Below are 12,521 nucleotides of genomic sequence, written 5' to 3' on the forward strand. Positions count from 1 at the left end.
CCGCCGTGGTCGTGACCCCAACGGCCGCCGTGGTCGTGACCCCAACGGCCGCCGTGGTGGTGACCCCAACGGGCGTCACGGTGGCGATCCCAGCGGCCGTCGTGGTCGCCGCCGCCGGTAGTCATCTCCGTGGTCGTTTCCACGGTCGTGCGTGGCAGGAGATTCCACCGAAGGCGTGGCGGCGGCGCTGGCGCCAGTGGCGCCGCCCACCAGGATGGCGCCCGCGACGCCTAGCACGGCGGCAAAACGGGAAACTTGCATTCCATGCTCCTTTCACGGCAGGCGCCTCATGCGCCTGCCTGGGTCGGACTCATTCATGTTCACGCCCGTAATCAACCCTCATGCCCGATTCGCCACCAAAGACGCCTTACATAGGGAAACGTCGTTGAATCGGGAACCGACGCCTGGCATGTCGACGTCACGCGCGCGCTAACGGGTGGCTCCCCTGCCCACCAGGGTGAACTTGCACCTCATCCCGTCGAGTTCGCCCTCCCCTACGATCGGCCTCTCCGCGAATACCTCCACCCCCCAGCAGCCCCCGCTTGTGTGCAGCCAGAGGCCGCCCGAAGTCGCGTATGTCGGGGCCGTGGACGAGGCGTGGACGGGACCTTGGGGCATCGCCGCAGGTGAGCCGGGAAAGATGACGAGGCCCCTGGGCAGGGGGCCAGGGGCCCTGCGGCGGACGGCGACCCCAGCGGGAGGAACGGTCCGGCGGCCTGATCTCGGCCGTGCGCCGACTGAACGGCCAGTGGTGCACCTGGCAGAGGTTCATGAGAGTGGGTTCCGAGCCTTCTGTCGTCTCTCGTACCGCTTCCAGCAGTTGGAGCGGTTGGATAGGCGGTGACGTCAGGCGCGACGCATGGGCCGCTTCCTGACACGTCTTGGAAAAGATTGTGGGCCGGCTGTCGATCCGGCCACGTCCCGTTCGACGTCATGATGTGCGGCGCCTCGCCGCACGATGGCGCGACCGGACCTGACAAGGAAACACGTGGATCAACTGCTGAGAGTCATGAACTTCAACGTCTCGAGTGATGGAATCGGTGCCGGTGAGCACCAGAGTCTCGAGCGACCGTTCGGCTATGACCATCCCGAGAGGCTGTTCGCATGGGCCGGAGCCACCGCGAAATGGCCCATGCGCACGGAGGCCGGGGGGAGCCGGGGTCTCGACGACTACTTCACGCGGGACTTCGCGCGCAACATCGGCGCCGAGATCATGGGTCGCAACAAGTTCGGACCCCAGCGCGGGCCCTGGACGGACCATGAGTGGCGCGGCTGGTGGGGTGAGGAGCCCCCGTTCCGCACTCCGGTGTTCGTCATGACCCACCACACGCGTCCGTCGTTCACGCTCTCGGACACCACGTTCCACTTCGTCGACAGCGATGCGGCCACGGTCCTCGAACGGGCACGGGAAGCGGCACAGGGCAAGGATGTCCGGCTCGGCGGCGGGGTCACCACCATCCGGCAGTTCCTCGACGCCGACCTCGTCGACACCATGCATGTGGCGGTCTCGCCAGTAAAGATCGGGTCCGGACTACGACTGTGGGAGTCCCCCGATGAACTGCTCGACCGGTTTCACCTGGAGGCCGTGCCCAGCCCAAGCGGCGTGACGCACCACCTGTTCTGGCGAAGGTGACGCGAGGGCTCACTCGAGTTCAGGCTGCGGCTGCGAGGGGGCGTCCGCCCCGGCGGATGCCCTTCTCGCTGCGAATATGGGCGTGTTCCTTGCGTTCGGCGACCAGGACGTCGCGGTGGGGGATGTCGGCGTTGCGCCGGCGCAGGTAGGCGTGCAGGGCCCCGGTCTGCACGGTGTGGTTGGGATAGTTCGAGTTGGCGATGGTGAACTGCCTCAGCGGTCCGAAGTGCGCCTCGATCGGGTTTGCCCACGAGACGTAGGTCGGGGTGAAGCACAGCTCGACCTTGTGCTGCTTCGTCCAGCGGCGGATGCCGGCGCCTTTATGAGCGGACAGGTTGCCCAGGATGACGTAGATCGAGACGCCATCCGGGCTGCTTTGCCTCGCAGCCCGGGTCGGCGGGATTCCTTCCAGGTCTTGGTGTGCTGGAAGGTGACACCACGGCGGGCAAGCAGGCTGCGTCGCCTCGCGGCCGATGAGGATCACCGGACCGTGGCGCAGGTGGGCGACGAGTGTGCGCCCTTCGGGACGAAGCGGCCGTGTGCCACTAGTTCAGGCGACCGCAGGTCACGGCCGCCGGTGATCAGTTGTGGCTGTGCAGTGCGTCGTAGCGGCGCTCGAACCCCGACGCGAGATGCTCGCCGCGCTGCAGATCGTCGAGGGTCAACTGCCGGTTGCCCGACTTGATCCCGTCGTGGGCGAGCCGATCCAGCAGCGTCTCGTAATTAGGAGGCTCACCCAGGCGCTCGTATTCGTCCACCCAGCGGCGGTAGATGCGCTGCTCCAGTGCGTACCGACGCAGGGTGCTGGCGCTGACCGGCTGTCCCTTGTCACCCAGGACACCGGACGCAGCAAGCTGTTGGGCTACTTCTTCCCAGGCTGCTCTGCCCTTGGGGTCTATGCCGTGGGTGTCCACGTATTGCTGGTAGGCGAGGTAGTACCGGTCGGGATTCGTGAGCCGTGCGAGCCCCAGCCCCGCCTCTCCTTCGTCGTTAACCGGCGCGGAGGTATCGAGGGCTACATCGATCTGCGCGCGGGCTCGCTGCGAAGGAACCGGCACCTCGTCTGGCGGAGTCTTCTCTAGCGCCAGCCCGGCGGTGGGACTCATGTCCGCAGCGTTAGGGAGCTGTTCCGCTGTGACCTCGGCGGGCAGCAGGTGCAGCTCGGGAGCGTCCAAGTCGTAACGCTCTCGCAGGTACTGCGCGAAGGCTGCCGTATCGGGGGAGCCGCCGAACTCCTCGACATAGGCACGGGCCACATCCCGGTAGAACGCCGACCATGTCTCCTCTGAGACCGGCACCTCAGCCTGCGACCCTTCCGCCTCGACCATGCGGCTCACGCGTGCCTCGAGTCTGGCCGCGTATACGGACAGGAGTGGGACCAGTTCCTCCTCCGACAGCGCGCTGCCGTCGTCCTTAGCAGCCTCATGCTCGGCCCACAGATAGTGCGCGAACTGAGCTGCTGTCGGTGCGATCTGATACTCAGCGAGAAATTTCTCGTAGGCGCTAAATTGGTCGATCGGGCCCGCCGTCTCGACGGGGTGCGCCGGCAGCTGTTTGGCGAGCCACGGACTCGAAGGCTCTGCCATGGGAACCTCTACGGCTTCAATCGGCAACTCCAGCTCCGGGGCTGTCTGCTGTGACGCGGCCGGCAGCAGCGCGGGCTCGATGCCTGCGGCGGCCAGGCCCGAGGGGGCGGTCTCCGCGAGGGGGACGCCGTAGCGCGCGAGGCGCAGCGGCATCAGGGACTCGACGGGGGCCTTGCGGCGCCAGGCGCGGCCGAAACGGGAGTGCAGACGGGCCTGGTAGACGAGACGATCCTGCTCCAGCTTGATGACCTGCTCGTAGGAGCGCAGCTCCCACAGCTTCATGCGGCGCCACAGCAGGAACGTGGGCAGCGGGGAGAGCAGCCAGCGCGTGAGGCGCACGCCCTCCATGTGCTTGTCGGCCGTGATGTCCGCGATCCGGCCCACCGCGTGCCGCGCCGCCTCGACCGAGACGACGAACAGGATCGGGATGACGGCGTGCATGCCGACGCCGAGGGGGTCCGGCCAGGCGGCCGCGCCGTTGAACGCGATCGTCGCCGCGGTCAGCAGCCACGCCGTCTGGCGCAGCAGCGGGAACGGTATGCGGATCCAGGTCAGCAGCAGGTCCAGGGCGAGCAGTACGCAGATACCCGCGTCGATGCCGATCGGGAACACGTAGCTGAAGTTCCCGAACCCCTTCTGGAGCGCGAGTGAGCGAACGGCCGCGTACGAACCCGCGAAACCGATGCCGGCGATGACCACCGCACCGGCGACGACCACGCCGATGAGTATGCGATGCGTCCGTGTCAGCTGCGGTGCGCCGCCTCCCCCACCCCGACCTAACGCACCCTCACCTTCCCCAGCTCCCCCGTGCCGCACGCCCCACCACCCCCACCAACACGCCACTGCCATGACAGCTAACTACCGGACACACTCTCACAACCCACCATCGCCATCATCTGCAACTTCCGTAACTCGTAGCCCGGTTGGACGATCTCGGCCTCGTATACCAGGACGGTGAAGTTCGTCGGGGAGGCTTGCCTGCACGTGCGGCACGGCATCGGCGCTTTCCCGCGGGACTTGGTTCGGCGCGAGGATGGTCGAAGTCGCGCGGTGGTCGGGGATCTACCTGGCACGTGAGTTTCGTAGCGCTGCTCAAGGACGCTGAATCGGCTGAAAGTCGACCGGCTGTGGCGTCGAACTCGCAAGTGGCTTCCATTCGGGCGGATGGGTGAGCGGCTCTCGCTGGCCGAAACTCCGTCGCCCTCAGCGATCGCATCCTTACGTCGTGTCAGTGACGCGTGCTGTCATATGACCTGCGCGAGGACATGCCAACGCATTCGGACAGGGGGATTTTGATCGTGACGGCACAGGTGAAGGCACACATACGCGGCGAACCAAGGTTGAGTGGTGACGCCAAGTGCCGCCCACGAAACGCCACTTCTGGCGCTGCGGTCTCATGGGGAGTGGCCAGATGAGCCGCCGTCGCCCCACACGGCGGACGGTGCGCCGCCGTCCGGCCCGTCGTTCCAAGAAGCAGGACGAACAGATCGCTGTGCTGGTCGGCGCTGTCGTGGCGGTCGGCTTGGCAGTCGCCGCCGTGCAGTGGCTGCTCGCTCACTGGTGGCTCCTCGTCCTCATGGCCGTGATTGCCTCGGTCGCTGGCGGCTTCTGGCTCCAGCGGGTACGACAGAGAGCCGAGTGGCAACGCGTACACGCTCAGGCTCTGCGGATGCGCATTGCCGAGGTTGACGCCCTGGACCACCGTGCATTCGAGTTCGCCGTACGGGACTTGATGCGCCGAGACGGCTGCACGGCCGAGCAGGTCGGCGGCGCCGGCGACGATGCCTGCGACGTACGGGCTACTGACCCGGCCGGCCGCATCTGGGCCATTCAGTGCAAGCACCGCCGCGACGGGGACCGCGGTTCGGCCGTCGGCGTCGGGGTGCTGCAGCAGGTCAACGGCACTGCACGACAGGTCCACGGCGCGGACATTGCGGTCGTCCTCACCAATGGCCGTTTCTCCTCGAAGGCCATCCCATGGGGCCGGGAGCACCGTATCCACCTGGTGGACCGTCGCGTACTGGGCGAATGGGCCGCCGGATCACGACCACTGTGGGATCTGCTTGATCGCATCCCACCGCCGCGCCGGCCGACGGCACTGTCCTGACCAGAGGAGGGAGTTGGCCCAGTGATCCTGACGCTCAACGTGGCGGTCCTGCTTGCCGTCATCATCTACTTCCGCATACGCCGCCGTGTGGAGGCTCGAAGCCGATCCGACCAGTGGGTGACCGTGTCCGTCGTGCTGGTTTTCGGCGTGCTCATCGCGCCGACCGAGTTCGGCCAGGGACTGCTCGATGTGCTGGGTAATGTCGTGAAGAACTTCTCTGCGTCAGCCAGCCCATGACATCCCGGAGCGCTCAATCACGGTTCTGTGGAGATCAATTGGCAGGGCGCAGCGACGGCGGCCAGCCTAACGGGCATATCTGGCCAGACTTTCACCGGTTCGCCTGGACAGACAGGAATGCCCCCGGCCAGGACTGCTGCCCTGCCGAACGGCACGGTCAACGTACGACGTCCTGGAGGAAGAACCGCTCCGGACCATGGAGGTGCCCCTGTACCGACACTCCCCCAGCGATCCTTCCACACCGACCCGGCCAGCTCCCGGAGATGGGAGATGAAGGGAGCCGCGGCGTCATGGAGCACGGCCATGCCCCGCACGAGCAGGGGGTTCTCTTCGCGGGACACCCAGTCCTGCAGGTGGCGCACGTAGCCGCCAGCCTGCCGGGCGGGATGCTGGACGGTGCACCCACCGGCCCGGAGTATTCCGGGGGCGGGCAGGCCTGCTCTGGACTGACGTCCATTGAGCCCTTTTCAACCTCATGCTGACGCGTGGTGAAGGACGAGAACAGCCTGGTGATCGCGGTGATGCGGTTGATACTACAGCGGAGCTTCCGTAGGAGGCGCCAGCCCTTCAGCGTGGCCATGGCCTGCTCGCCGAGGCAGCGGATCTTGGCGGCGTGCTGTTGTGCCGCCGCTGCCACCGCTTGAGACGACGGCCCCGGATGAAACCGCCGGCGCCCTGATACACCTTGTCGACCCCGCACTTGAGGCCGGCCACGGTGAGTGCCTCGACGATGCTGTGGGTGCGGACGGCGGTCAGGTCGTGGGTGGAACCAGGCAATGCGGGCGAGGCCCACAGCAGACGCCCGAAGGGATCGTCGGGTCGGTCCGCCGAGGCGGGCGCGACCGGATGAGAGGGCAAACACTGTGAGGCATATGCCGAGGAGGATGGCTGCGCCTGACACGGTGTGGCTATGAAGCCTAGGGCCAGGGGAACCGCCCCGCCCAGTGGGCCCAGGCCACCAGCACCATCAGGACGGCTGCCAATCCGCCCAGCACCATGACCGTAGAGGGCGAGGAGTGGTCGAGGACGGCCCCTCCGACCAGGGCTCCGATGGAGATAGTGGCCTGGAAGGAAGCGGTGAAGAGGACAGAGGACGCCTCGGGGGAGTCGGGTGAAGTCTTGGCGAACCAGGTCTGCGAGCAGACCGGCACGGCTCCGTAGGCGACGCCCCAGACGATCAGCAGTGCTACCGCTCCCCCGTCCGACCGGCCAATGACCGGGAGGAGCAGGGTCGCACCGGCGATCAACGCGGCGGCTGCGGCAAAAGTCGCCCGCGGATAGCGCACCACAGCTGATCCGCCGAGGAAGTTGCCGGCGATTCCGGCTGCTCCGTAGACAAGCAGATAGACCGTGATGAGAGCCGAACTCACGTGGGTCACCTGCTCCAAGAAGGGGGTGACGTACGTGTACGTGCCGAAGTGAGCGAACACGATGAGGAAGGTCATCACCAGAGCGAAGCGGGTGTTGACGCTCCGGAGCATGCCACCGAGGACGTCGAGGCGCGTCGCCTGGTCGGAGGGGAGCGGCGGGACGACCAGGAGCAGCAGAGCGAGGACGGCCAGCGTGAAGCCGCCCATGACCAGGAACGCCGTCCGCCAGCCTGCGATGTCACCGATGAACGTGCCAAGCGGTACCCCAAGTACGGAGCCGAGCGGTACCGCACAGAAAATCACCGAGGTCGCGCGGCCTACGGATTTGGCAGGCACCAGCTGGCCGGCGAGCCCGGCTCCGATGGACCAGAAGCCGCCGATGGTGACCCCCACCATGACGCGGGAGACCAGGACCAGCCAATAGTTCTGCGCGATGGCGGCCAGGAAATTGGCCAGCGCCAGCAAGAGAATGAACACACCAAGCATGACCCGTCGGTCAATACGCCCAGTGGCCACCGTGACCAAGGGTGCTGAAACCGCAGCCAGGAATCCTGGCATGGTCATCATGAGACCAGCCATTCCGTCCGAGATGGTGAAACTCGATCCGATCGAGGTAAGCAGTCCGATCGGCAGAATTTCAGTGGTGACGATCGAAAAGATCCCCAGCATCACCGAAATCACAGCCAGCCAGGAAACCAAGGCCGAGCGATCCGGCGGTGCAGGAGAGTGGACAGAAGCGGTGGTTGCTGTGGACATGAATCCCGTCCTGAGTTGGACATCACATTCAGAGTGTGACCACTAGTCCAGCAGGAACCGGCATCATTCTCTGGCAGATTCCCGACGCCAACAATCAGTCCCAATCAGTGCGGGGTGGCCGCAGTCCGCTAATGGATTCGTACCGTCGCGTGTTGCCGCAGGTCAGAGAAACTGCTGCAGAGCCTGGAGTGGGGTGCCCCGAGGGCCACAAGCGCACCCTGGCCCCTGAGCCTTCTCTAACCTGACGGTTCTAGCCGCGTGTTGGACGGATCTATTGCCACCGCTGCCATCCGGCACTGGCTGGTGATGGTGGTGAACTCCTCGATATCTTCCGATGGTTGACGCCAGCTGAGTCCACTGCGGCGATGGGTGATCCCGTGCGGTCTGCGCGCGTGCGGGAGGAGATGGCGGACGTCTTCGCCCACCTGCTGCGGATGGCCGATGTCCTGGATCTGGCCGTGGAGCAGGCGTTGGCTGACAAGATCGAGGGGGACGCGCGGACAAGTACACACAAGCTGAGGCGATAGCCGCGCCCTCGACCTGGTAGAGCAGATCCTCGTCTCGCACCACTTCACCAGGTGGCGATGAGACAGCCGCTACCGTCGCGGCGAACTCGCGGCACCCGCGCCCACCAGCACATTGGTTGCCGCGCGTGTGTCTTCCATGGCGGGAGGCTACGCAGGCCGCCGCTGGCACAGAGGCGAATCTGAGGTTCCCCCGTTGCTCGGGAGTTGCTGATCAGCTGGTCAGAGCGGGTTGACGGGTGTTCAGGTTCGTTGATTCGGCCGTCGCCTGGTCGGCGTAGTACTTCTCCTCGAACTCGATCGGGCTGAGGAAGCCGAGCCGTTCCTGGATGCGGCGGGAGTTATAGAAGCCGTCGATGTACTCGAATAGGGCGAGGTTCGCCTCGGCCCGGGTGGTGAAGACGCGACCACGCAGGCCCTCGGTTTTGATGAGCATCCAGAGGTTCTCCGCGAGGGCGTTGTCGTACGAGTCCCCGACCGAACCCATGGAGGCCTCAACTCCCACTCGCATCAGTCGAGTTGTCAGCTTGATGGACGTATATTGACAGCCGTGATCCGCGTGGTGAATGAGCTTGCCGGGCTCGACCTCACGGGACGCGAGTGCGTACTCGAGCGTGGTCAGCACCAGGTCGGCGTCCGCGCGGGCCGAGGTCTCCCACGCGACGACGCGGCGGGAGAACGCGTCGCGGATCGCGGACAGCCACAAGGGCCCCTCACCGGTGGAGATCATCGTGAGGTCGGTGACCCACAGCCGGTTCGGCGCGGGCGCCGTGAAGTCCCGGTTGACCAGGTCCGGGGCCAGGGTGGCCTTCGGGTCGCGGCGCGTGAAGCCCTTCCGCCGCGGGCTCACGCCCGCCAGTCCGTCCTCACGCATCAATCGCTCGACCCGCTTGCGGCCGACGTGGACATCCTCGCGTTTGAGGGCGGCGTGCACGCGCGGCGATCCGTAGATGCCGCCCGAGGCGGCGTGGATCTCGCGGATCTGCTCGGTCAACTCAACGTCGCGGCAGCGCCGTTCACATGGCTCCTTCTCCGCGCGGCGCCAGCGGTAGTACGTCGAGGAGGGAATGTGCAGTTCCCGGAGCACGCACTCGACCCCCAGACGCGGATGCTCGTCAACGAGCGCCGTCACCTGGGCCGGGTCGGGTCGAGTTGCGCCGCGAAAAAAGCTGAGGCCGTCCGCAGGACGTCGTTGGCCCGCTTGAGCTGGGTGTTCTCCTTGCGCAGGGCCGCAAGCTCGGCCCGCTCGTCAGTGGTGAGCCGGTCGTCGCGCTCGCCGGCGTCGGCCTCGGCCTGGCGGATCCAGCCGCGCAGGGCCTCGGGATGCACGCCGAGGTCGACGGCCAGCTTCTTGATCTGCGGCTTCGGATCCGTCGTGCGATACATCCGCACCGCACGCTCACGCAACTCCAGCGAGTACTTCCTGGGGGCAGCTATGGTCGATGTTCCTCTCATGAGTCCCATCTGACCCGCTGTCAGCATCCTCCGCATCTCGGGGGAACCTCAATCTTCACATCACGACCCGGCGACGTTGTGCACCTTTCACACCTAAGCGACATATCATGTTCCGGCTAGCTCACCTGTGGGGGGATTCATGCGCATTCGCGCTGCTGCGGCTACCGCCGCCATGCTTCTGGCTGCTCTGACCGCGTGCGGCGGCAGTAACGACAAGACCGATGACAAGCCTGCTGACGCCAAGCAGTCGGCGAAGAAGGTCGACTGTACAGACGAGAACCTGAGCCAGGCGGACTGGATGAAGCACTGCTCCGACGAGGACGGCAGCGCCAACGCAAGCGCCGGTGCTGAACAGCCAGGGAAGACTCTCTCTCTGGGGACTGCTGCGGAGACCATCGGCGCGCAGTCTCCCGCAGAGGGAACCGGTGGCGGCGCGCTGGAGGTGACGCCGACGACGGTCGCCTACCAGGCGAAGGCCATGGGGAACGAAGCCCAGAACGGGCTCTTCGCGATCATCACGGTGAAGGACAGGCCCACGCGGGCTGCTGCTGCGACGGAGTCCGCGCCGATCGAGGGTGGCGGCTGGCAGTGGATCGCTCCGGATGGTCAGGCTCTCAACGAAGGTGAGAACGAGGCATCGAGCATCACGCCGAGCGGGTTCACCGGGGGTGGCATGGTGCAAGCCGGGTCGTACAAGTGGCGCACGATCGCATTCGATCTGAGCGAGGGGCAGCGCGGCGGCACCATCGTCTACACGGATGGCGACGGCACGCCCTTCCGTTGGAAGGTCCCAGCCAAGGATGCAGGCCCCGAGCTCGCCGCATTGAAGAAGGGGATGGCCGGCAACTACTAGGACGTGAGCGGCGAATCGGAGCCCAGCTGACCCTGCTCGGTAGCCCCCACAGCGAGTCCCATTAAAGGCTGTTCCGTAACACCTGTCAGGGCAGAGGGTGCAGGTCTGAGGGTGTTCGTAGGTCTGCGAGGACGGCGGCGTGGTCGGACGGCCACGTGCCGTCTACGGGCTCGTCGCCGACGCGGCGGATGGAGCTGACGGAGCCAAGGCCTTGAGGGCCTGGTGGGCCTGTGTGGATGTAATCGACGCGGACGCTGGGTTCGAATCCGGCGGCGACGAACGGGTTGGCCGCGTTCCAGGTTGCTGACGGCTGGGCCGGGTCTGCGTATTCCCACGCGTCGAGGAAGACCTGGCCAGGCACGGCAGGTGCCGTCTTGTATCCGCCGAACTGTCGTACTTCGTCGGAGTCAGGAAATGCGTTGAAATCGCCCGTGACAATGGGTGGGAAGTCGGTTCCGCTGCTGTGCGCCGTGACGAATTCGGCGAGCACCTTTACCTGTTGGCAGCGTATTGCGGAGGCATCGATGGCCGACGTGAGGTGGGTGGTGAAGAACGGCACCTGGTGTGTGGGGGCGTCGATGCGTGCGTAGAGGGCCAGACGGCCGTCATCGTCGTCCTCGCGGGCCGGCAGCTCTATCGTGTCGTGCTCCGCGATGGGCCAGCGGCTCAGGACGGCGTTGCCGACGTCCACCGTTGAGTCCCCGATCCGTCCTTGCCACCGCTCCGGCGCGCGGGATGCTGCCCAGGTCCAGTGCATGTCGAGGTGGGACGCGAGCCATTCCGCAAGGTTCTCCCCGCCGCGGGCCCACACTTCCTGAAGGCCGATGACATCGGGTTGGAGATCTCTCAGCACCGTGAGGATGGCCTTTCGCCGTTCCTCCCACGGGCCAAAACGCCACCACATGTTCCATGTCAGCACGCGCATCACTGCCACCCCTTCTATCTGGTTCGCATGAGCATCCTGGACCATGCCGGTCGTTGGCTATCCCGGTGAGCGAGGTTGTGCAGGCGGGCGATCCCGCGCATGGCGTGGTGGACGCCGTCGCCCTTGAGGCGGCAGTCGCGGAGGATCTTCCAGGTCTTCATACGGGCGAATGTGTGCTCCACGCGTGAACGGACCCGTTTGTATGAGCGGTTGTGTTGCTCTTTCCAGGCCGGGAGTTCGGTCTGTCCGGCTTGGTGGCGGTGCGGGATGACCAGGCCAGCGCCCTGGTAGCCGCCGTCGGCGATCGTGACGGTGTTGCCGACGGCGGCCTTGGCACCGGATCCTTCCCAGCCCTTCGAGTCATGCCGGTTGCCTGGCAGGGGCTGGGCAACCACGACGACGAGACGGCTGTCAGCGTCGATGAAGACCTGGTGGGCGGTGGAGCAGCGATAGTTCTTCGACTGCTCGGCGATCGTGCGGTCACGGGTGGGCACGAGAGTCCCGTCCACGATGAGCACGGCGTCCTTGCGGAACCGCTCGCCCGTCCGGAGCGAGAGAAGCGGCCCGAGATGGTCGATGACCCGGTCGGCTGCGGATTTGGAGATGCCGAACAGCGGGGCCGGCTGGCGGAGCGTCAAGTTCGTGCGCCAGTAGGCCGTGACCAGCAGAATTCGATCTTCGAGAGACAGGCCCCTAGGCCGCCCTCGCCGAACCTTGCTCGCGGTCTCGCGACGCACCGCAGTCACCAACGTGCCGAAGCAACGCGGGCTCAGCCCGGTGAACGGACCTATCCAGGACGGCACCGACGCCGTGATCACACCAGCACGCCAAGATCATCTCACCCGTGACCAGCCGTTACGGGACAACCTTTATAGGCACTGTTTCTCGGATCATGTGCGGAGCCAGATCAGGAGTGCTGCGAGTGTGACGGTGCCGAGGTAGATATAGGCACGTTTCCCGTAGCGGGTGGCGACGGCTCGGTGCGGTGCGGTGCGCCGGCCGGCGACAGCGACGGACGTCACCGCGAAGGACGCCGGGGCGACCGCGCCGAGACACTGGCCCAGTGGCACCAGCC

General features: G+C 66.1%; 11 protein-coding genes and 3 pseudogenes. 5 read left to right on the forward strand and 9 right to left on the reverse strand.

Annotation, left to right across the window (positions count from 1 at the left end; all coding sequences use genetic code 11):
- The first annotated feature begins 988 nt into the window (after positions 1–988).
- A complete protein-coding gene (locus tag OG758_RS09930; protein ID WP_326709645.1) occupies positions 989–1,633 on the forward strand; it encodes a dihydrofolate reductase family protein in 645 nt (214 codons plus the stop codon).
- A 19-nt stretch (positions 1,634–1,652) separates the two neighbouring features.
- Here OG758_RS09930 and OG758_RS09935 read toward each other — a convergent pair.
- Positions 1,653–2,183 (reverse strand): annotated as a pseudogene (locus OG758_RS09935) (transposase); the annotation flags it as partial.
- 1,075 nt (positions 2,184–3,258) lie between these two features.
- A pseudogene (locus tag OG758_RS09940) lies at positions 3,259–3,966 on the reverse strand (DUF2637 domain-containing protein); the annotation flags it as partial.
- Positions 3,967–4,630: 664 nt separating this feature from the next.
- On the opposite strand from OG758_RS09940, the gene OG758_RS09945 reads away from it, so the two are divergent.
- Positions 4,631–5,326: a restriction endonuclease gene (locus OG758_RS09945; protein ID WP_326709646.1), complete on the forward strand. Its 696-nt coding sequence runs from the start codon at positions 4,631–4,633 to the stop codon at positions 5,324–5,326.
- A 21-nt stretch (positions 5,327–5,347) separates the two neighbouring features.
- Positions 5,348–5,563, forward strand: coding sequence for a hypothetical protein (locus OG758_RS09950; RefSeq protein WP_326709647.1), 216 nt, complete (start codon positions 5,348–5,350; stop codon positions 5,561–5,563).
- Between the two features lie 473 nt (positions 5,564–6,036).
- Here OG758_RS09950 and OG758_RS09955 read toward each other — a convergent pair.
- Both OG758_RS09955 and OG758_RS09960 read right to left on the reverse strand, forming a co-directional pair.
- Positions 6,037–6,376 (reverse strand): annotated as a pseudogene (locus OG758_RS09955) (transposase family protein); the annotation flags it as partial.
- Between the two features lie 104 nt (positions 6,377–6,480).
- Complete coding sequence (locus OG758_RS09960) at positions 6,481–7,689, reverse strand: MFS transporter (protein WP_326709648.1); 1,209 nt, start codon at positions 7,687–7,689, stop codon at positions 6,481–6,483.
- 365 nt (positions 7,690–8,054) lie between these two features.
- On the opposite strand from OG758_RS09960, the gene OG758_RS09965 reads away from it, so the two are divergent.
- Positions 8,055–8,216: a hypothetical protein gene (locus tag OG758_RS09965; RefSeq protein ID WP_326709649.1), complete on the forward strand. Its 162-nt coding sequence runs from the start codon at positions 8,055–8,057 to the stop codon at positions 8,214–8,216.
- Positions 8,217–8,427: 211 nt separating this feature from the next.
- Here the strand turns inward: OG758_RS09965 and OG758_RS09970 are convergent, their stop codons facing one another.
- Together OG758_RS09970 and OG758_RS09975 are read right to left on the reverse strand one after the other, a co-directional pair.
- A complete protein-coding gene (locus tag OG758_RS09970; RefSeq protein ID WP_326709607.1) occupies positions 8,428–9,345 on the reverse strand; it encodes an IS3 family transposase in 918 nt (305 codons plus the stop codon).
- Positions 9,342–9,668, reverse strand: coding sequence for a transposase (locus OG758_RS09975; RefSeq protein ID WP_326709650.1), 327 nt, complete (start codon positions 9,666–9,668; stop codon positions 9,342–9,344). The genes OG758_RS09970 and OG758_RS09975 overlap by 4 nt, the downstream gene beginning before the upstream one ends.
- 139 nt (positions 9,669–9,807) lie before the next feature.
- On the opposite strand from OG758_RS09975, the gene OG758_RS09980 reads away from it, so the two are divergent.
- Entirely contained in the window at positions 9,808–10,521 is a 714-nt protein-coding gene (locus OG758_RS09980; protein ID WP_326709651.1) for a hypothetical protein, read from the forward strand.
- A gap of 85 nt (positions 10,522–10,606) precedes the next feature.
- On the opposite strand, the gene OG758_RS09985 is transcribed toward OG758_RS09980, so the two are convergent.
- The 3 genes from OG758_RS09985 to OG758_RS09995 form a co-directional block, all read right to left on the reverse strand.
- A complete protein-coding gene (locus OG758_RS09985; RefSeq protein WP_326709652.1) occupies positions 10,607–11,446 on the reverse strand; it encodes an endonuclease/exonuclease/phosphatase family protein in 840 nt (279 codons plus the stop codon).
- Between the two features lie 14 nt (positions 11,447–11,460).
- Positions 11,461–12,264 (reverse strand): transposase, encoded by an 804-nt coding sequence (locus tag OG758_RS09990; RefSeq protein WP_326709653.1) that lies wholly within the window; start codon positions 12,262–12,264, stop codon positions 11,461–11,463.
- Between the two features lie 72 nt (positions 12,265–12,336).
- Entirely contained in the window at positions 12,337–12,516 is a 180-nt protein-coding gene (locus tag OG758_RS09995; protein WP_326709654.1) for a hypothetical protein, read from the reverse strand.
- Between the last annotated feature and the right edge of the window lie 5 nt (positions 12,517–12,521).

The sequence above is a fragment of the Streptomyces sp. NBC_01474 genome (assembly GCF_035918215.1).
Taxonomy (GTDB): domain Bacteria; phylum Actinomycetota; class Actinomycetes; order Streptomycetales; family Streptomycetaceae; genus Streptomyces; species Streptomyces aureus.

Coding starts and splice junctions, on each gene's coding strand:
- OG758_RS09945 (WP_326709646.1), top strand. CDS start 4,631: ATGAGCCGCCGTCGCCCCACACGGCGGACGGTGCGCCGCCGTCCGGCC.
- OG758_RS09960 (WP_326709648.1), bottom strand. CDS start 7,689: ATGTCCACAGCAACCACCGCTTCTGTCCACTCTCCTGCACCGCCGGAT.
- OG758_RS09965 (WP_326709649.1), top strand. CDS start 8,055: ATGGGTGATCCCGTGCGGTCTGCGCGCGTGCGGGAGGAGATGGCGGAC.
- OG758_RS09975 (WP_326709650.1), bottom strand. CDS start 9,668: ATGAGAGGAACATCGACCATAGCTGCCCCCAGGAAGTACTCGCTGGAG.
- OG758_RS09980 (WP_326709651.1), top strand. CDS start 9,808: ATGCGCATTCGCGCTGCTGCGGCTACCGCCGCCATGCTTCTGGCTGCT.
- OG758_RS09985 (WP_326709652.1), bottom strand. CDS start 11,446: ATGCGCGTGCTGACATGGAACATGTGGTGGCGTTTTGGCCCGTGGGAG.